At 57.2% G+C, this 19199-nt stretch carries 18 protein-coding genes and 1 tRNA gene; 9 read left to right on the top strand and 10 right to left on the bottom strand.

Annotated features, from left to right (window positions below):
* Nucleotides 1-94: 94 nt before the first annotated feature.
* A tRNA-Cys gene (locus tag ACR0BK_RS04185) sits at nucleotides 95-168 on the bottom strand.
* 224 nt (nucleotides 169-392) lie between these two features.
* Between ACR0BK_RS04185 and ACR0BK_RS04180 the strand changes: the two genes are divergently transcribed.
* From ACR0BK_RS04180 to ACR0BK_RS04170, 3 genes are all read left to right on the top strand, one after another.
* Complete coding sequence (locus ACR0BK_RS04180) at nucleotides 393-1046, top strand: protein-L-isoaspartate O-methyltransferase family protein (protein ID WP_480553842.1); 654 nt, start codon at nucleotides 393-395, stop codon at nucleotides 1044-1046.
* Between the two features lie 94 nt (nucleotides 1047-1140).
* Nucleotides 1141-2559: a TolC family outer membrane protein gene (locus ACR0BK_RS04175; protein WP_480553841.1), complete on the top strand. Its 1419-nt coding sequence runs from the start codon at nucleotides 1141-1143 to the stop codon at nucleotides 2557-2559.
* Between the two features lie 73 nt (nucleotides 2560-2632).
* On the top strand, nucleotides 2633-3421 hold the full coding sequence (locus ACR0BK_RS04170; protein ID WP_480553840.1) for a hypothetical protein: 789 nt from the start codon (nucleotides 2633-2635) through the stop codon (nucleotides 3419-3421).
* Nucleotides 3422-3424: 3 nt separating this feature from the next.
* Here ACR0BK_RS04170 and ACR0BK_RS04165 read toward each other — a convergent pair whose 3' ends face one another.
* Together ACR0BK_RS04165 and ACR0BK_RS04160 are read right to left on the bottom strand one after the other, a co-directional pair.
* Complete coding sequence (locus ACR0BK_RS04165; protein ID WP_480553839.1) at nucleotides 3425-4882, bottom strand: cobyric acid synthase; 1458 nt, start codon at nucleotides 4880-4882, stop codon at nucleotides 3425-3427.
* A gap of 162 nt (nucleotides 4883-5044) precedes the next feature.
* Nucleotides 5045-5365 carry a DUF6280 family protein gene (locus tag ACR0BK_RS04160; protein WP_037310273.1) on the bottom strand — a complete coding sequence of 107 codons (321 nt, stop codon included), beginning with the start codon at nucleotides 5363-5365 and terminating at the stop codon, nucleotides 5045-5047.
* A 219-nt stretch (nucleotides 5366-5584) separates the two neighbouring features.
* Between ACR0BK_RS04160 and efp the strand changes: the two genes are divergently transcribed.
* Nucleotides 5585-6148 (top strand): elongation factor P, encoded by a 564-nt coding sequence (gene efp / locus ACR0BK_RS04155; protein ID WP_209503361.1) that lies wholly within the window; start codon nucleotides 5585-5587, stop codon nucleotides 6146-6148.
* A 53-nt stretch (nucleotides 6149-6201) separates the two neighbouring features.
* Here efp and ACR0BK_RS04150 read toward each other — a convergent pair whose 3' ends face one another.
* A complete protein-coding gene (locus ACR0BK_RS04150) occupies nucleotides 6202-7176 on the bottom strand; it encodes an ABC transporter transmembrane domain-containing protein (RefSeq protein WP_480553838.1) in 975 nt (324 codons plus the stop codon).
* Nucleotides 7177-7249: 73 nt separating this feature from the next.
* The gene (gene ygfZ, locus ACR0BK_RS04145) at nucleotides 7250-7993 is read right to left on the bottom strand and encodes a CAF17-like 4Fe-4S cluster assembly/insertion protein YgfZ (protein ID WP_480484217.1); all 744 of its coding nucleotides are present in this window, start codon (nucleotides 7991-7993) and stop codon (nucleotides 7250-7252) included.
* 73 nt (nucleotides 7994-8066) lie between these two features.
* Here ygfZ and ACR0BK_RS04140 point away from each other — a divergent pair, with 73 nt between their 5' ends.
* Both ACR0BK_RS04140 and ACR0BK_RS04135 read left to right on the top strand, forming a co-directional pair.
* Entirely contained in the window at nucleotides 8067-8741 is a 675-nt protein-coding gene (locus ACR0BK_RS04140; RefSeq protein WP_480484216.1) for a TIGR04283 family arsenosugar biosynthesis glycosyltransferase, read from the top strand.
* A 1003-nt stretch (nucleotides 8742-9744) separates the two neighbouring features.
* The gene (locus ACR0BK_RS04135) at nucleotides 9745-10584 is read left to right on the top strand and encodes an EamA family transporter (protein ID WP_480553837.1); all 840 of its coding nucleotides are present in this window, start codon (nucleotides 9745-9747) and stop codon (nucleotides 10582-10584) included.
* 28 nt (nucleotides 10585-10612) lie between these two features.
* Here ACR0BK_RS04135 and ACR0BK_RS04130 read toward each other — a convergent pair whose 3' ends face one another.
* From ACR0BK_RS04130 to parE, 3 genes are all read right to left on the bottom strand, one after another.
* Nucleotides 10613-11584: a UDP-glucuronic acid decarboxylase family protein gene (locus tag ACR0BK_RS04130; RefSeq protein ID WP_480553836.1), complete on the bottom strand. Its 972-nt coding sequence runs from the start codon at nucleotides 11582-11584 to the stop codon at nucleotides 10613-10615.
* A 228-nt stretch (nucleotides 11585-11812) separates the two neighbouring features.
* On the bottom strand, nucleotides 11813-12556 hold the full coding sequence (locus ACR0BK_RS04125) for an NYN domain-containing protein (RefSeq protein ID WP_480553835.1): 744 nt from the start codon (nucleotides 12554-12556) through the stop codon (nucleotides 11813-11815).
* A gap of 39 nt (nucleotides 12557-12595) precedes the next feature.
* Entirely contained in the window at nucleotides 12596-14554 is a 1959-nt protein-coding gene (gene parE / locus ACR0BK_RS04120; RefSeq protein ID WP_480553834.1) for a DNA topoisomerase IV subunit B, read from the bottom strand.
* 152 nt (nucleotides 14555-14706) lie between these two features.
* On the opposite strand from parE, the gene ACR0BK_RS04115 reads away from it, so the two are divergent.
* Nucleotides 14707-15315, top strand: a complete 609-nt coding sequence (locus ACR0BK_RS04115) for a carboxymuconolactone decarboxylase family protein (RefSeq protein WP_480517598.1) — start codon at nucleotides 14707-14709, stop codon at nucleotides 15313-15315.
* 70 nt (nucleotides 15316-15385) lie between these two features.
* On the opposite strand, the gene ACR0BK_RS04110 is transcribed toward ACR0BK_RS04115, so the two are convergent.
* Nucleotides 15386-16264 carry an alpha/beta fold hydrolase gene (locus ACR0BK_RS04110; RefSeq protein ID WP_480553833.1) on the bottom strand — a complete coding sequence of 293 codons (879 nt, stop codon included), beginning with the start codon at nucleotides 16262-16264 and terminating at the stop codon, nucleotides 15386-15388.
* Between the two features lie 133 nt (nucleotides 16265-16397).
* On the opposite strand from ACR0BK_RS04110, the gene ppk2 reads away from it, so the two are divergent.
* Nucleotides 16398-17321, top strand: a complete 924-nt coding sequence (ppk2, locus tag ACR0BK_RS04105; protein ID WP_480553832.1) for a polyphosphate kinase 2 — start codon at nucleotides 16398-16400, stop codon at nucleotides 17319-17321.
* Between the two features lie 107 nt (nucleotides 17322-17428).
* Nucleotides 17429-18799, top strand: coding sequence for an MATE family efflux transporter (locus ACR0BK_RS04100; protein WP_480476787.1), 1371 nt, complete (start codon nucleotides 17429-17431; stop codon nucleotides 18797-18799).
* Here the strand turns inward: ACR0BK_RS04100 and ACR0BK_RS04095 are convergent.
* The gene (locus ACR0BK_RS04095) at nucleotides 18796-19197 is read right to left on the bottom strand and encodes a hypothetical protein (protein WP_480553831.1); all 402 of its coding nucleotides are present in this window, start codon (nucleotides 19195-19197) and stop codon (nucleotides 18796-18798) included. The genes ACR0BK_RS04100 and ACR0BK_RS04095 overlap by 4 nt on opposite strands.
* Nucleotides 19198-19199: the final 2 nt, after the last annotated feature.

The raw sequence follows: 19199 nt of genomic DNA, 5'->3' as shown, positions 1-19199 counted from the left end.
CCGCAATTCGACAGAATCGCGGGCCTTGAACGTCTTGAAATACCGAGCGTCGCACGCGTGTACTGCGGGGTTAAGTCAGCGATTTGGATGTTGTTGGAGGCGAGTACCGGAATCGAACCGGTGTACACGGATTTGCAATCCGCTGCGTCACCACTCCGCCAACTCGCCTTTTCAAGTAAAATCAAATACTTGCTGTGGTGTAACTGGGTTTTTAACAGCTTTCCTCGGGGGCGTCCAGTGGATTGCGTGCGAATTTGCCGGCAAGACTGAAATTTGCCGAAGTCCATGCCCAAGAAGGTGATCACGATTCAGGTTGCGGCAACAGGGGCGTTGCTGGAAGGTTCAGGATATGGCACAAGCCCGACATCTTTGGGAATGAGACGAGATATCCAATGACTGACTTCGCAGCCCGGCGCCGCACAATGGTTGATACACAGATCCGCCCCTCTGACGTCACCAAGTTCCCGATCATTGAGGCTATGCTGAGTGTTCCGCGGGAGAGCTTCGTACCCGATTCTCAACGTGAAGCGGCCTATGTGGACGGCCTGATTGATCTGGGTGGCGGGCGCAGCATGCTGGAGCCGCGGACCCTGGCTAAAATGCTGGACGTGCTGAACATATCCAAGGATGAGATGGTCCTCGATATCGCTCCGGCAATGGGATATTCCACGGCTGTCACCGCACGGATGGCTGAGTTGGTTGTGGGTGTTGAATGCGACGAAACCCTTGCAGCCGAGGCGCAAAACCTCTTGGCCGAAGCTGGCGTGCACAACGCCATTATCCACGTTGGCGCGCTGGAACAGGGTGTGGCGGAACACGGCCCCTATGATGCGATCATGGTGCAGGGCGGTGTCGAGCAGGTGCCCGATGCCCTGTTGGATCAACTCAAGGACCACGGTCGGATCGTGTGTCTGTTTGTCAACGGCAACCTGGGTACCGTGCGGATCGGTCGAAAAACCGGTGGTCGCGTCAGTTGGCGTGATGTGTTCAATGCCAATGCGCCGGTTCTGGAAGGTTTTTCGGCAGAGTGTGCATTTTCGCTATAGTCCGCCGATAGATTTTTCTATCGCCTTGATTAGTTGAAAAGAAGGCCGCAAACTGCCTGTAGGGCAGTGTAATTTCGTTTGAGAGGATTTTGGTATGCGTGGTTCGGCGACAGGTAAGCTGGTCAGGGCGTTTGCTGTGACCGCAGGACTTGCCATAAGCGTGATGCCAGGGCGTGCAGCGTGGGCAGACAACATAACGGATGCGTTCATCGGCGCGTATAACACCAGTGGTTTGCTTGAGCAGAACCGGGCGTTGCTGCGCGCGGCGGATGAAGATGTGGCCATTGCGCTTTCTGCGTTGCGGCCAATCATCAACTGGACCGTGCAGGTCAGCCAGGATTACACCCGTTCGCGGGTCAATAACGTCGTGACGACAAACGAGCCGTCGCGGTTCTTTTCGGGCCTGACGTTGAGCCAGCTTTTGTATGATGGCGGCGCGTCGGTGCTGGGCAAGCAGTCGGCGCAGGAAACGGTGCTATCGACCCGGCAAACCCTGATCGATATCGAACAACAGGTTCTTATCCGCGCAGCAAATGCCTATCTGGGCGTCCTGTTGCAGGAAGAGACCGTGGCGATCCGCCAGAACAACGTGGATGTGTCGGCAGAGGAACTTAGGGCGTCGAATGACCGCTTCGAAGTGGGCGAAGTAACCCGGACGGACGTCGCATTGTCCGAAGCGCAGCTGGCAAGCTCTCAGGCGGATCTGGCTGTGGCACGCGGTGAATTGAGCATTGCCCAGGCCGAATACGTGAACGCGGTCGGAAAGGCACCGGGGCGAACGGCTGGCCAGCCGAGCCTGCCCAATCTGCCGCGTTCCGAAGCTGAAGCTGTGAACCTGGCGCAACGCAACCACCCGGCCATTCTGTCGGCACAGCATCAGGTCAGGGCGTTCGATCTGGTCGTGCAGCAACAGCGGGCCAACCTTGGGCCGAATGTCAGCCTGAATGCCGATGCTGGCGTGTCCGAGCGCTATGACAATAATGACTATGTGAACGACGCGACCGTGTCGCTGAACTTCAGTCAACCCATCTACGCAGGTGGCCGGTTGGCGGCAAATGTGCGCCGCGCGATGGCCAGCCGCGATGCCTCGCGTGCGAATCTTCTGAACGTTCAAAAGAACATCACGCAGGGTGTGACCGACCGGTATGCGGCGTTTCAGGCGGCCAGCGCCAGTTTGAGGGCGTCAACCGAGCGCGTTAACGCCTCGCAGGTGGCATTTGATGGCATCCGGGAAGAGGCGACTCTGGGCGCGCGAACAACTCTGGATGTATTGAATGCACAGCAGGATTTGCTGGATGCACAGCTGGCGGAAGTTGCTTCGCGCACCGAACGGTCGCGGGCTGCCTATCAGTTATTGCAGGCGCAGGGCCTTCTGACAGCCGAGCGTCTTGGGCTGGCGGTGCAAATCTATGATCCGACTTTGTATTACAACCTGGTCAAGAATGCACCTGCACAGGTCAGCAAGCAAAGCAAGGATCTGGATCGTGTTCTCAAAGCGTTGCGCCGGGACTGATCGCCAATACTATTTGTTGTGAGGCACGGATTGTTTGGCTACACTTGATCCAAGGATAGAGCGGTAGAGAACAATGTCTGATAATGTCGTGAAAGCAGGGATCGAAGACGTTCTGTCTTCGGTCAAACGTCTGGTCAGTGAAGACAGTCGTGATAAATCCGTCTCGGATCAAACGACTAAGGCACGCAAGCCGGGGCGGCTGGTGCTTACCGATGCTTTGCGGATCAGCACACCAGATCAGTTAGGAGTGATTCCCGCTAAAGCTGTATCCAAAGCCGAAGTTACAGATGCCGCCAAGCCGATGTTGCTGCGAACCTGTGACATCATTCAGACGGGTCAACCCGCGAACGCCGACGAGGACAAGCCAGAAGCAGCCGAGACGAAACACGCCCCGTCGGATGATGCTGCAATCAGCCTGAGTGCAAAGATCGAAGCGTTGGAAGCGGCCATTGCACAAACAGAAGACCAGTGGGAACCGGACGGTGACAGCCAGGATGCATATTCGGGCACACCGTCACATGCGCTGCCATGGGATGTCGAAGAAGAATTTGCCGCTGCGATGTCGATTGATGCTGCTGGAGACGATGAACCAGAGGCGGCTCAGCAGGACGAAGGTGCACCTTATCAGGCGGAATTCATCCGGTCGTCTCAGGCTGTTGTGTCTGATGTCGATGCCGAAGAACCTGATTCCGACGAAAACGTCAGGACGATCGACATGGACGAGGACGCTCTGCGCACCCTGATCGCAGAGGTTGTCCGCACCGAGCTGCAAGGAACGATGGGCGAGCGAATTACAAGAAATGTGCGCAAGATGGTCAGACGAGAGATCGCCCGCGCTCTTGCGGCTCAGGATCTGGAGTAACTCTCAGCTGCGGTGCGGGGGCTGCGCGAGGCTGAGCAGCAGGTCAAGGTCCATGTGGCGCTCCAGATGATCGGCCAGATCGTCCAGCGCCTGCTCGACGCCATCTTCATAGGACAGGTCCGAGGTCACGCCTAACGCTGACAAATACCGCGCCCGGAATGCGTCGGACGAAAAGATACCGTGCAGATAGCTTCCCTTGATCCGCCCGTTTGCGCTGGCCGCGCCCTCGGGGCGGCCTTCGACCTCAAGCCATGCATTGGCGCAATCCGGCCCGTCTGTATGGCCCATGTGGATTTCGTATCCGGTGACTGGCTCGCGGTCCGGCAAGGCATGGGCCTTACGCAGGACAACTTGCTTTTGTCCTCCCATGACCGTGTCTACATCCAGCAATCCCAACCCTTCGACCTTACCCGGTCGACCGTCCACGCCATCGGGGTCGGAGATGGTCTTGCCCAGCATTTGAAAGCCGCCACAGAGACCCAGAACATGCCCGCCGCGCCGGACATGGCCAAACAGGTCGATGTCCCAGCCTTGTGCGCGGAAATAGGCCAGATCTCCGATGGTGGACTTGCTGCCCGGTAGCAAAACCAGATCGGCATCGCCCGGCAATGGGCGTCCGGCCGGAATGATCTCGACGCTCACTCCGGGTTCGGCAGACAAGGGGTCAAGGTCGTCGAAATTCGCCATCCGTTCAAGCTGTGGCACAACAACCTTGCATGTGCCGCCTGTGTGAGAGCGGATGTCCATCATATCTTCGGCCGGAAGCTTCCAGGCGTCGTGAAACCATGGCACAACCCCCAGACAGGGCCACCCGGTAAGAGAGGCGATGTCATCGCGCCCTTCGTCAAAAAGGGACACATCACCCTTGAACCGATTGACGGCGAAGCCCCGAATTCGCGCAAGATCACCCTCATCCAGAACCGCCTGAGTGCCAACGATCTGTGCGATCACACCGCCGCGGTGAATGTCGCCGACAAGTATAACAGGTATATTCGCAGCGCAGGCAAAGCCCATATTGGCGATGTCACCCTTGCGCAGGTTGGTTTCGGCCGGGCTGCCCGCACCTTCGATCAGAACCAGATCCGCATTGCTGCACAGTCGGTCAAAGCTTTCCAGTGCGGCGCTTAGCAGCCTGGATTTATCCTTGCGATAATCACCGGCTTTCATGGTGCCCGCGCGCTGCCCCTGAACGATGATCTGTGCGCCGGTATCTGTTTCAGGTTTCAGCAATACAGGGTTCATATCCGTATGCGTCGCCCGCCTTGCCGCCCGTGCCTGAAGGGCCTGTGCGCGACCGATTTCCCCACCGTTTTCCGTAACAGCAGCATTGTTCGACATGTTCTGCGGCTTGAAGGGCGCAACCCGAAGACCTCTCCGTGTAAAAGCTCGCGCAAGCCCCGCCACCAGAACGGATTTTCCGACATTGCTGCCGGTGCCTTGAATCATGATGGCGCGAACCATGGATTGTCTCCTACCTGTCAAGGCGCAGATGACCTGATTTGGGCGGGCAGGGGAAGCCCCGAACACACCTTGACGCCCGGGATCGGGATCGTGGCGGTATACGCATAGAAAAACGCGCTCTGATGGCAGAGCGCGTTTTTTCTGAGTTGAAACAACCTTGGATCAGGCAGCTTCAGCCTGCTGAGCGGCATTGCGACGCTCGCTTTCTTCACGCGACAGCGCGACCGAGGTCCGCACGCCACGGCCAACGAACTCCATCAGTCCGCTGACAACCCGTTCGTTCGGGTCGATTCCCGCGCAAGACAGCACTTCGCGTCCATCGCGCGAGCGCGCCCAACGGGCGATTTGTTCCGGGCCATTGCCATATTTCTTGTCATCGGCAATAGCGTCATCGAGTGCAGCCAACACAACGGCCGCGAAAAGTTTGCGAGCACGATTGCCTTGTTCGTTGTTAAAGGCAGTGCCGTCAACGAAATCTCTCATCTCGTCTTCCTTGTTTTTCTTGCTCTTGCAATTTTCGGCGTGACGGTCCTTATGACCGATAAAGTGCGATTCGGATACAGCTAATATGCATAGTTGCGTTGCGTCACTTGCATATCTCGCTGCACCTGCAGCACTAGGTTTGGTTGTCTTGTCAGGTATGTTCCCGCCAGATATAGGAGGCGCAACTGACGCATCAACCGTTTGTGAAGGATTTATGTAATGCCCAAGATAAATGGGAACGAAATTCGCCCCGGCAATGTGCTTGAGCATAACGACGGCCTTTGGGCCGCGGTCAAGGTTGACCATGTGAAGCCCGGCAAGGGCGGCGCTTTCGCGCAGGTCGAACTGCGCAACCTGCGCAATGGTTCAAAACTGAACGAACGGTTCCGCTCAGCTGACAAGGTTGAGCGTGTGCGCCTTGAGCAGAAGGATCAGCAGTTCCTGTATGAAACCGATGGCATGCTGGTCTTCATGGATGCCGAAACATACGAACAGATTGAATTGCCAGCGGATTTGCTGGGCGAGCGTCGTCCGTTCCTTCAAGATGGCATGACGATTGTTGTCGAATTCTACGAAAGTGAAGCGCTGAACGCGACGCTGCCGCAGAAAGTGACCTGCAAGATCGTCGAAACTGAGCCGGTCGTAAAAGGTCAGACCGCCGCGAACTCGTTCAAGCCTGCAATTCTGGACAATGGCGTGAAAGTCATGGTGCCGCCGTTCATCGGTCAGGATGAAATGATCATCGTGAACACCGAAACCATGGAATATTCCGAACGCGCGTGACGTTTCGTCGCTTTTAATATCAGACCGCGCAGACAGCCGCTGCGCGGTCTTTTTTATGCACTGTTGCGGTACCGGTAATGCGCGGGGTCCGGGCCGAATAGTTCCAACATAAGTTCGTATTTGATGCGGTTGGCACTGACTTGTCTGTAAAAGGCGATCAGGAACGCGGTCGGGCCCTGTATCCGACCAAGCCCGCTGGTCGCGGCCACCACTGTGCCGACATCGGTTTTGCCGTGCAGCACCAGATAACCGCCCAACATCAGAATACCGACGGTTCCGGCGCCATTGATCACGCTCAACAGGAACTTGGCCGAAAGCTTCCAAAGAAACATGCGCCGTCGTGTGTCATAGATGTCGTCGAACAGGGCATTGATATCCCGCTCGACGGCATCGATATCCTCGGTGGTCAGCCTATCAGTGGCGCTGCGCAAAAGGCGGACGCGTTCGGCGACGAACGTGTTCACTTTGCGTTGCGACACCAGAACGATAATGATCTGCGGAACAATCATGGAAAACGCGATAAGGCCAAGGCCTGGCTGCGTTGAGGATATGTACCCGATCACGCTGATCAGCGTTCCGACCTGAACCACCGGGTCCGAGAATGCGCCCCCGGCAAACTTGCCCAACTCCTCGGCTTCGGCCGAGATGGCGGTCGTCATGGTGCCCTTGCGCAGGTTTTCACCCTTTTCTTTCAGGTCAGTAGCGCGCCAGAGCAAGCGTTGCCGGATCAGCCGGATCATGTCTTCGCCCAATATCCCTGCGCGAAAACCCAGAACCCATTTCAGGGCGAGGCTCAGCAGGATGACAATCATCATGCCGATGCCCAGCAGAACCAGCTTTTCGACGTGAAGATCATTGGACGTAAGGTGGTTGACGATATCGCGCTGAAATTCAAGCGGAACAGCGGCAAGCGCCGCAATGGCAATGGATAACAGGATGAGGATAATCTGCCGCCCGGCGCTGGCGCGCCAAATCGCGGAATAAAGCTGAAACATGCGGGTATCCGTGTTGCCCCTGTGACGACACATTGGCAGGGCTGGGTAACGGGTTCAAACTTTATGAAACATACGGCGGATAAGGCCGTGCCGATTTGGCAACAAGTTACGCTTGGTCCGTCAGGCGAACCACGACGTCTCCGGCCATCATGTCTGCATTCGCACGGTCAAAGCGCAGATACGCGATTCCTTGGCCGCCTGATTGCGTGAACAGGGTGCCGACGGGTTTGCCGTTTGCGGTAATCTCAGTCCCCGCCGGAACCGATCCTTCGACAAAGACCCGCCGCAAGCCTTTGCGCAACTCGGTCTTGTGTTTCATGCGCGCAGTCACTTCCTGACCGACATAGCAACCCTTTTTGAAATCCACACCATTCAGCGCCTCGAACCCGGATTCGAGGATATAGCTGTCTGGCGTAAGTTCGACCCCAGCCTCGGGGATGCAGTGTCGAACGCGCAGCGCGTCCCAGTCGGTTCCGTCATCGCCATCTGGGGCTGTCGAATAGTCACGCCAACCCATATCCGCGTGACGGGGGTCGGGCAGGGCGGTGTCCGGTGCTGGACCTGTGCCGCGCTGCAGATGCAGATCCGTGCCTTCGATCACCACATCCGCACGGAGTTTGTACATGTTCAGGCGCTTGATCAGGTCATCTGCAAGTGGCTCGGCCACGTCCAGCAGTACCCCAACGTCATCGCGTTTCAGAAAGAAATCTGCCAGATACTTGCCCTGTGGTGTAAGCAGTGCGGCATAGACCAACCCATTGCCCAATCCCTGAACGTCATTGGTTACAAGATCCTGCAAAAAGTTTTCGGTGTCCGAGCCAGTCAGGCGCAGGATGCGGCGGGTGGGCATGGCTTGGTCCTCGTCATTGCCTTTGGCCTCGTGATATAGGAAGTCTCGCAGCCAAGACCAGAGGTTATCGGACGTGCCCGCACCCGTCACTGTAGTGATTCCAACCTTGAATGCCGCCGATTCCTTGCCTGCGTGCCTTGAAGCCCTGATGGAAGGGGTGCATTCCGGGCTGATCCGGGACCTGATCGTCAGCGATGCAGGCTCAACTGACCAGACGTTGAGAATAGCAGAAGATGTTGGCGCGCATGTCATTAGAGGTGAGCCATCGCGCGGCGGTCAATTGCGCCGGGGGTGCGCGCATGCTGATGGAGACTGGCTTCTGATCCTTCATGCAGATACCGTGTTGCAAGAGGGATGGGCCAAGAGCGTAAGCGCCCATCTGCCATCCAACGCACCAGCGGCGTTTCGGTTGGCTTTTCGCGCGCGTGGGCTTGCGCCAGCCTGGGTGGCCGGATGGGCCAATTTGCGCAGCAGGCTGTTCGGTTTACCGTACGGAGATCAGGGGTTGCTGGTTCAGCGTAATGTCTATCTGGCGGCTGGCGGGTATCCGGACCAACCCTTGATGGAAGATGTGGCGCTGGTGCGCGTATTGCCACGGATCGCAATACTCGAGTCGCGCGCCTTTACGAGCGCGGAGCGCTACGAACAGGCAGGTTGGTTTCGGCGGGGCACGCGGAACTTGTGGACACTTCTGCGCTATTTTCTGGGAGTTGATCCACAGGTGTTGGCGCGGGGCTATCGGCGTTGAGCTTCGTACGTAACTCGACCAAAGATTTTCCCAATCGAAATGGGGCCGCAAAGCTAACAAGACAAAGCGCCACGATTTGCAGCACCAGAATATGGGCGTTGGCCTGCAGGTATTCCCATTCGTTTTTCAACTTGCCGACCTGCTCGATCAGGTCGTCATAGCTTTGTGCCAGGATCTGATAATCTCCGGCAATCGCGGGCACCTTACGGCGCATGTTGTCGATGGCTACCTGAGTTTTGTCGTCCAGGGACGTGAATACGAGGAACTGGTCGATATCGAAAGCATCGGCTTTGGCCGTCATATCCCGTAGCTCGTCCATATCATCCTTGGCCTGACTTCCGAACAGGAAGTGCAGGCCCTGCAGGGGGGCTACTTCGTTGGTAACGGCGATGAACAGGGGCAATTCCGAGTTGCTGGCAGTTGAAGCCGACAGAAATTCAACCTTGTCGCACAGCACTGCCGTGTCAGGATCGTAAGCAGGGTCGCAGAAACGCAGACGAAACCGTGCGGCATCCCTGTCGAACGCCAATGTTGCCGCGTAGGCCACATCAATCTGACGATCCAGTCGCGAACTGTCCGACGTATAAAGCCCTGCCAGAACAGCCACCAATGCGCCGATGCCACCCAGCACGACCCAGACCAGATCGGCCAGTTTCCACGCCCGGTGCCCCGCTGGTTTGCGGAACAAAAAGGCGGTGCCGATCGATCCTGACAGAAAAAACAGGATAAGCAGGGGCAATTGGTTGTCTGTCACAAAACTCATGTGCCCGATCTTAGAACCTGATGCGCGTCCTGCAACCGGGATCACGTGCAGTTGTAACTTCTTACCGGGCACAAAGGCGCAGGACGAGACCGGAAACGGCTTGCGGACACATTCCCAACGGTGGCGGTATTTTGACCACTGGAATCCGGCTTGACAAAAATCCCGGTTTTGGCAGACACCACGCCCAAGTGAATAGGGCCCAAGACCCTTGTTGCGCGTATTCTGCGGGAAAGGTCGGGCATGACCCTGTTCGTCACTCTGATTATTCTGTCGGCGGCGTTGCTGCATGCCGTATGGAACGCCATCGTGAAAACGGCGACGGACCGCACCACGATGCTGGGTCTGGTCGCGTTGGGTCAGGTCTTGCCAGCGGCGGTAATGGTGATGGTCCTGCCCCTGCCGAACACGCAGAGCTTTGTCTATATCCTGCTCTCGACCGTCGTGCATTTCGGCTATTACTTCATGCTGAGCAAGGCCTACCAGCATGGCGACCTGAGTGTGGTTTACCCGATTGCACGCGGGATTGTTCCGGCACTGGCCTCGCTTTGGGCGATGGTGCTGGTGGGCGAAGTTCTGCCCTGGCAGGCCTGGGGCGGGATCGCCCTGATCGCGGTTGGCATTCAGCTGAGCAGCTGGGCCGCGCTGCGTTCGGGCGTCGGGCGCAGCGCGCTGGGATTTGCGCTGGGCACCGGGTTCTGCATTTCGATCTATTCGGTTGTTGACGGGGTCGGGGTGCGGCTGTCCGGCAATACGCTCAGCTATTGGGCGTGGGGGGCCTTTCTGCACCTGTTCATTGCAGGGTTTATCGGGGTCAGGAAACGCGCCACCCTGAAAGACCTGCCCGTCAGAATATGGATGACGGGCCTTTTGGGCGGGCTGGTTTCGATGACGGCGTATGGTCTGGTGCTTTACGCCAAGAACTTTGCGCCGCTGGGGGCGGTTTCGGCTCTGCGGGAAACCTCGGTCATCTTTGCGGCGCTTATCGGGTTCATTTTCCTGAAGGAAGGCAACTGGATGCGACGCCTGGGTGCCGCTGTCCTCATGGCCATTGGCGTCGCGCTGATCGGCACGGCGGTTTGATCCGGTCCCCGAGCCATAGCGAGACGCGTTATCCGGCTGCGCCTTCTGACTGAAGCGTCCGGAAATACCGGATCGTTGCGTCCAACCCTTCCTTCAGCTGCACCGTAGGCTCCCAGTTCAGCAGGGTCCGCGCCAGCGTGATATCGGGCTGACGTTGTTTCGGGTCGTCCTCAGGTAACTCCCTGAAACTTATAGGGGTTTCCGCGCCAACAAGCGCCTGCACTTCGCTGGCCAGCTCGTTCATCGAGAACTCGTTGGGATTGCCCAGATTGACCGGGCCGGTGACCTCCTTGCCGGTATCCATCAGGCGGATGAAGCCTTCGATCAGATCATCCACGTAACAGAATGACCGGGTCTGCGTGCCGTCGCCAAAGATCGTGATCGCCTCGCCGGTCAGGGCCTGCATGATGAAATTCGACACGACGCGCCCGTCGGCGGGGTGCATTCGGGGCCCGTAAGTGTTGAAGATGCGGGCGACCTTGATCTCGAGCCCCATCTGACGGTGATAGTCGAAGAACAACGTCTCGGCACACCGCTTGCCCTCGTCGTAACAGGAGCGCGGACCAACCGGGTTGACGTTGCCCCAATAGTCTTCGGTCTGCGGATGGATCGTCGGGTCGCCGTAAACCTCAGACGTTGAGGCCTGAAAGATCTTGCATTTCAGACGTTTCGCCAGACCCAGCATGTTGATCGCGCCATGCACGCTGGTCTTGGTCGTCTGCACCGGATCGTGCTGATAATGCACGGGTGAGGCGGGGCAGGCGAGGTTATAGATCTCGTCCACTTCCACGAACAGAGGGAAGGTCACGTCGTGGCGCATAAACTCGAACCGCGGGTTGCTGTGCAGATGGTCGATATTGCGCTTGGTGCCGGTGAACAGGTTGTCGACGCACAAAACCTCATGCCCCTGATCCAGAAGCCGGTCGCACAGATGCGAGCCTAAAAACCCGGCCCCACCGGTTACGAGAACACGTTTTCGACTGTCATAAAGGCGGGCCATTGCAAATCCTTAATCGTTAAATGCGAGCCGGCTTGTCACAGGGAAGCCGGATCTTTGTTTGATTAGTAAACCGAAGGAATTTGAATTGCAGTAGATTTTGGTTTTTTGAGGGCGCGTGTGGTGTTGTGGTGTCTTCCGCCCAGTCAATGCTTGATGCGAGGCAGGTTGAACGCGCACCTCTCGGACTTAGTTCGAAGACCAAGTTAAGAGCAATGAAGTTGAAGTACACTAAATTGGTAGTTTTTCTGTATGCATCTTGAGCCATAAGATGAGCTGATCACGATCAGAACAAGCAAAAACAGAAGGCGCGTGTCGCTCATTGATTAACGCGAGAAACCTGCCATTTCGTTCCTGTATAATCACAGGTTCTCCATGAATATCGATGGTTTCGCCACCCATTTGCCCATGTATTATTTGTCCTGATTGCGCAACTGGCAAACTAAACCCACCTGTAGTGTAGAGCCACGGGCCATCTATCCGCGTATAGCTGTCTGCTTCAGCTTGCAATCTTGGTGCAACTCTACCTTGTGAGGGGTCGTTAAACGAAACTATGTTAACAATACATCCTGCATCGCTTAGCGCTTCAACTAATGGAATGAAATCTCCGTCAGCACCATATAGTGTGCACGTTTTCATTGTCGAAGTGAAAGCTAACCTTGTGGCATCTATCGCCAACTTTACATCCACCCCTTCTTGTTTCTTGGATCTTCCTTTTTGGGTAAGTACGCCAAGCTTAAGAACAAAACCTCGCTGCGCTTGTATCTCTTTCAACCAATCAGGTAGTTTCTCCGGATCTTCTGTCGCGGAGTAAAAGTAGACCCTGTCATGAGATAATAGCTGGAAAAGTTTCACAAAGCTAAACTTTGGAATCTGTTCGCAGGCTGCGTCAAACTCTGTCAACTTCTTCTCAAAGCTTTTTTTCCATATTGTCAGCATCGACAAATGCAAAATGTGGCAGACGGTGTTGATCAATTTCCAACGTTGGAGTGGGAATTTTTTTCAATTGCAAAATCAAACATCCAACTCCTCCACAAACCGCGCGTTCTCCTGAATGTACTGGAACCGCAGTTCGGGCTTCTTGCCCATCAGACGCTCGACCAGATCGCCGGTCTCGCCGGGTTCGTCCTCGTCAATGGTGACCCGGATCAATTTCCGGGATTTGGGGTCCATCGTGGTCTCTTTCAGGTCCTTGGCGTCCATCTCGCCCAGACCCTTAAAGCGGGACACGTCGATCTTGCCCTTGCCGCCCAGACCTTTTTTCAGCCATTCGTCGCGCTCGGCTTCGTCCAGACAATAGACGCGTTTGGCGCCCTGGGTCAGGCGGTACAAAGGCGGGCAGGCCAGATACAGGTGGCCCGCGTCAATCATCGGGCGCATCTGGGTAAAGAAGAACGTCATCAGCAGCGCGGCGATATGCGCCCCGTCCACATCCGCGTCGGTCATGATAATGATTTTGTCATAGCGCAGGTCGTCGACGTTGAACTTGGTGCCAAGGCCGACACCCAGCGCCTGTGTCAGATCGCTGATCTCGGCATTGGTGCCCAGTTTCGAGCTGGCCGCGCCCAGCACGTTCAGGATCTTGCCGCGCAGGGGCAACAGGGCTTGCGTTTTGCGGTCGCGGCCCATCTTGGCCGAGCCGCCCGCAGAATCGCCCTCGACGATGAATAATTCCGTGCCGTCGCGTGTTGAACTGGAACAGTCCACCAGCTTGCCGGGAAGACGAAGTTTCTTAGTGGCGGACTTGCGTTGTGTTTCCTTCTCGGCCCGACGGCGCAGGCGTTCCTCAGACCGCAGGATGAGGAAGTCGAGGATCGCGCCGGCGGATTTCGTACCAGCCGCCAGCCAATTGTCGAAATGGTCGCGGACCGCGTTTTCGACCAGCCGCTGCGCCTCGACCGTGGCCAGACGGTCTTTGGTCTGGCCCACGAATTCCGGCTCAGAGATAAAGCACGACACCAGCGCGCAGCCACCCGTCAGCAGGTCGTCGCGGGTGATCTGCGCGGCTTTCTTGTTGTTGATCAACTCGCCATAGGCCTTGATCCCCTTAAGGATCGCAGCCCAGAAACCGGCCACATGGGTTCCACCTTCGGGGGTGGGAACGGTGTTACAATAGGACTGGATGAACCCGTCACGCGACGGTGTCCAGTTGATGGCCCATTCGACCTTGCCGGGGGTACCGAATTTCTCGTTGAAATCGACGGTGCCCGCAAAGGGTTGCTCGGCATAGGTGGACGAGCCGTTCATTGTCTCTTTCAGGTAATCCGACAGGCCGCCGGGAAAGTGGAACGAGGCCTCAAGCGGGGTTTCGCCGTCATCGATGGCGGTTTTCCAGCGGATTTCGACGCCCGAGAACAGATAAGCCTTGGAGCGGATGGATTTGAACAGCCGCGCGGGCTTGAACTTGTGATGGCCAAAGATGTCCGGGTCGGCGTGGAAGGTCACCGTTGTACCGCGCCGGTTCGGGGCCGCGCCAACCTTTTCGACCGGGCCAAGCGGGATACCGCGCGAGAAACGTTGTTCATAGAGAGTTTTGTCCCGCGCCACCTGCACGACCATCGAATCAGACAGCGCGTTCACCACCGACGCACCGACCCCGTGCAAGCCGCCCGAGGTCTGATAGGCCTTGCCCGAGAACTTGCCACCCGCGTGCAGGGTGCACAGGATCACCTCCAACGCGGACTTGCCCGGAAATTTCGGATGCGGGTCGATCGGGATACCGCGCCCGTTGTCACGGACGGTCAGGGCGTAGTCGGAATGCAGCTCGACCTCGATCCGGTTGGCATAGCCTGCCACAGCCTCGTCCATCGAGTTGTCGAGGATCTCGGCCAACATATGGTGCAGCGCACGCTCATCCGTGCCGCCAATATACATGCCGGGGCGTTTGCGAACCGGTTCCAGCCCTTCGAGCACCTCTATCGAGGAGGCGTCATAGGTAGAGGTGGCGCTGGGCGTCAACAGATCTTCGGGCATGGGTGCTGCTCTTGTTTTTGGGTTTCCGTCATTATGGCAGGTGATGTGGTCCGGGGGAAGAGGGACGCGAGGTGTTGTGGATTTTCTGTCAAGCCGCTTGCAATCCGTGCAGACAACCCGTCCTTTGATCCCGGTAAAGCGGAGGTGAATAAATGAGCTGGATCAGAACCGTTCCGTTCGAAGAAGCGACTGGAAAGTTGAAGAAACTCTACGAGCGCGTGACCGGGCCGAACAATAACGTAGACAACATCATGATGGCACACAGCCTTCGCCCGCATTCAATGGAAGGCCATATGGCCATGTACAAGGCGGTGCTGCATCATTCGGGCAACAAGATACCGAAATGGTTTCTGGAAGTGCTGGGGGTTTGGGTCAGCTCGCTGAACCGGTGCAGCTATTGCGTCGAGCATCACTTTGCGGGTCTTCAACGCTTGCTGGGTGACGCGGCGCGCGGCAACGCGATCAGGGCAGCGATTGAGGCGCGCGATCCCTTGGCTGCACCGCTGGATGCGGCGCAAATGGCTGCGATGGATTATGCCCGCAAGCTGACCGAAGCGCCGGGCGATCTGGTCGAGGCGGATGTCAGCGCCCTGCGCGACGCAGGTTGGGATGATGGAGAAATCCTCGAGATCAATCAGGTCTGCTCCTATTTTTCATATGCAAACCGGACGGTTCTGGGGCTTGGGTGCTCAACCGATGGTGATGAGTTGGGGTTGTCGCCGAACAACTCTGACAACCCTGACGACTGGGGGCACCGGTAAGGTGCTAAAGATGTCGTTGGCGCTGCGACAAAGGCCGCCCGGCTGGCCGTTGCACACGGGCAGGGCCTGGTTACGTCTGGCCTGTCCATTCCAGAACGGCCTGCGCCACGGCCTGCGGGTTTTGATGATGCAGCCAATGATCGGTGCCGGGGATCGTGACACGGGTGAGGTTGGTGGCAAACGCCTCGAGCCTCTCAGTGGCTTCGGGTAAAAGGGCTTTGTCATCCGGCCCCCAAAGCAACAGGTGCGGACACCTGACACGCAACCGGTCGAGCGGCAGGTCGGGCAGGTCTGTCGCGGGGACACCGGGTTTGGCGACAACGAGCGGAGAAGCACGATACCAATTCAGCATCGCCTGCAGCCGACCAAGTCGAGCCCATTCAGTGCGGTAGTCGGCCATGCGAGCTTCGGTCAACCAGTCCAGTCCCATACCATGGCGAAAGAACTGTTCCAGCATCGCAAAGTTGTTTTCGGACAGTTTTTGTGCGGCATCAGGTGCCCGCAGCAGATTGATATATTGCGAGGCTATGGATTGTGCGCCACCCAAGGCCATGGCGCGTTGAAACGGCACCGGATGTACGCCGTTTGCAATGATTAGCCGATCTACGAGTTCCGGGCGGAACATGGCGACGCCGTAACCTACCGATGCGCCCCAGTCGTGACCCAGCAGCGCAACAGGCGCACCGCAGGATTCTATCAGCGCCGCTATGTCCGTGACCAGTTGCGACAGGGTATAGTTCTGCACCCCTTCGGGACACCAGCTTTGGCCATAACCGCGCTGGTCCGGAGCAATACAATAAAAGCGTTCGGCCAGATGAGGCGCAAGATCGGCCCAGGCGCCGCTGTATTCGGGGAAACCATGCAGCATCACTAACGGTGGCGCGGCTTTGTCGCCCCATGTCCTGACGTGGAAAGAATGGCCGTTCAGCTTGAAAAAAGACGTTTGCATTGGAATTTGCATTGGAACAAGTGATCCGCGCTGGAAACTATGGGTTTTTGAGGCATCTATTTGATACCAATCAAAGCGCATTTCCGAGCTTTCTGCTAGCCACCGTTCGGGACAGTAGAAAAGGACAGGATGTATGGACGCCATTGCCACGACCAACGCAGAACCCACCCAGATCAAGACCACGCTCGCCAAAGACACCGACCCCTCAGCGCCCAGCCCCGAGAAAATCCGGCAGGCATTTGAAAGTGGGAAATACCCCTATGGCCGCAAAATGGCCCGGTCGGTGTATGAGACGCAAAAAGCCAATCTGCAGGCCGAGCTTTTGAAGGTTCAACTGTGGGCGCAGGAAACGGGGCAGCGGTTTGTGTTGTTGTTCGAAGGGCGCGATGCCGCAGGCAAAGGGGGTACGATCAAGCGGTTCATGGAGCACCTGAACCCGCGTCAGGCCCGTGTCGTTGCATTGAACAAACCCACCTGGGAAGAGAAAGGCCAGTGGTACTACCAGCGCTACATTCAGGAGATGCCGACCGTAGGCGAAATGGTGTTCTATGACCGGTCCTGGTACAACCGCGCGGGTGTGGAGCGGGTCATGGGGTTCTGCACGCCCAACGAATATCTTGAGTTCATGCGGCAAACGCCCGAGTTGGAACGGATGCTGGTGCGCTCGGGCATTCAGCTATACAAATACTGGTTCTCGGTTACACAGCAAGAGCAGCAGCGCCGTTTCAAAAGCCGCGAAACCGACCCCCTGAAGCAATGGAAACTGTCACCGATCGACAAGGCGAGCCTCAGCAAGTGGGATGACTATACCGAGGCGAAAGAGGCCATGTTCTTTTACACGGATACGGCTGATGCACCCTGGACGATTATCAAGTCGAATGACAAGAAACGCGCGCGCCTGAACTGTATGCTTCACTTCCTGTCCTCGCTGGATTACCCTGGCAAGGATCACGATATCGTGTGCGAGCCTGATCCGCTGATCGTAGGGCAGGCGCATCACGTTATTCACCGATCCGAGCATATTCTGGGCACCGCGTTGCATCCCGACGCCCGCTGAGCATCAAAATGCCCGGCCACAGGGAAAGGACGGGCACCAAAGTCTCAATCTGAAATTTTGCCGATCCGCTCTTGTCCCGCGCCAAAGCCGCGCATATGGCTGGAGCGATGACAAAGGTGATGACATACCCGGCCCATTTTCGGGCTATTGCCGTTCTTGGCCTGCCACTGGTTGGCGGTCATCTGGCGCAATACGCGATCGGTTTGACCGACACCATCATGCTGGGTTGGTACGGGGTCGAGGCGCTGGCGGCCGTTACCTTGGCCAACAGTTATTACTTCGTGTTGTTTTTGTTTGGCGCGGGATTTGGCTGGGCAGTCATGCCCATGGTGGCCACAGCAGCGGCGGAAGGGGACGAAACCAGCATTCGCCGCTCGACCCGGATGGGTCTGTGGTTGTCGTTGCTGTATGCCGTGGTTGTCATGCCCTTGCTGTGGTGGTCCTATCCGATCCTGATCGCCATGAAGCAGGAACCGCAAGTCGCTGCAACCGCAGCCGAATACCTGAGAGTCGCCGGTTGGGGATTGTTTCCGGCCCTCATTGTGATGGTGTTGAAAAGCTATCTTGCGGCATTGGAGCGAACGCAGATCGTTTTATGGATCACAATTGCGGCGGCGGCTGTGAACGGGCTGACCAATTATGCGTTGATCTTTGGCAACTGGGGCGCCCCCGAACTGGGCGTGACAGGGGCGGCAATCGCCTCGATTACGACACAAGTTGTTTCGCTGATTGCGGTCGTTATCTACGTGGTCCGGACGTTGCCGGAGCACAGCCTCTTCCAACGGTTCTGGCGACCGGATTGGGAAATGTTTGCCAGCGTATGGAAGCTGGGTGTGCCCATCGGCTTGACCACATTGGCCGAAGTTTCACTGTTCGCGACTTCTGCGGTGATGATGGGCTGGCTGGGTCAGGTCCCGCTGGCTGCGCATGGGATCGCCTTGAACCTGGCTTCGGCCACCTTCATGGTTCACCTGGGCTTATCAAATGCAGCGACCATCCGGGCTGGCAATGCGCTGGGTCGTCGGGATAGGGCGCATTTGGAAAAGGGCGCAATCTCCGTGACTGGTATGTCGCTGGTCATGTCGGTGGCAACCATCATCCTGTTCCTGACTTGTGCCGAGCCTTTGATTTCCCTGTTCATGGAAGCAGATGATCCGCAGCGGGGACAAATCCTGACCATCGGTACCGGTTTGCTTGCCATGGCGGCTTTGTTCCAGCTGGTCGACGGCGCGCAGGTGATTGCGCTGGGCCTGCTGCGCGGGTTGCAGGATGCCAAGATCCCAATGGTCATGGCGGCGCTCAGCTATTGGGTCGTAGGGATTCCCGCGTCGTATTATTTCGGCTTTGTCCGTCATATGGACGGCATCGGCGTCTGGCTGGGCCTGGTGCTTGGTCTCGCCTTCGCGGCCGTGCTTCTCATGACCCGGTTCTGGATGTATTCGGTACAGCAGATACAGATATCGGCCGAGCCCGCTTAGTCGTTGTCCAGCCGATCTGCCTTTTTTCGCACCAGTACCGTACGCAGGTCGTGCATGGCCATCAATAACCTGTCGGTCACATCCTCCAGCTGCGTGTCGCTTGCCTTGGACTGAGCCCATTGCGTGGTCAGATTCAGATAGTCGACCGCGCGATGAATGTCGTCGATGTCGCGCTGGGCCAGCAGGGCCCGGCGCTCTTCCATCCATTGGGCAATCTCGGCCTGATCCCGGTCTGACAGCGTCCGCTGCCCGTGCGGCTTGACCTCACCATTGCGGATATTGATGACGGCAATCTGATCCATTTCGATCCGACGCTGACGGTTTTCAGTATCGATCCGAAACACCGCAGCACCGTTTTCACGTATGCGAAAGTAATACACAGGCAGTTCGGCGGACATGG

The sequence above is a fragment of the Ruegeria sp. AF1 genome (genome assembly GCF_056542125.1).
This window is presented reverse-complemented; position numbering and strand designations above follow the sequence as displayed.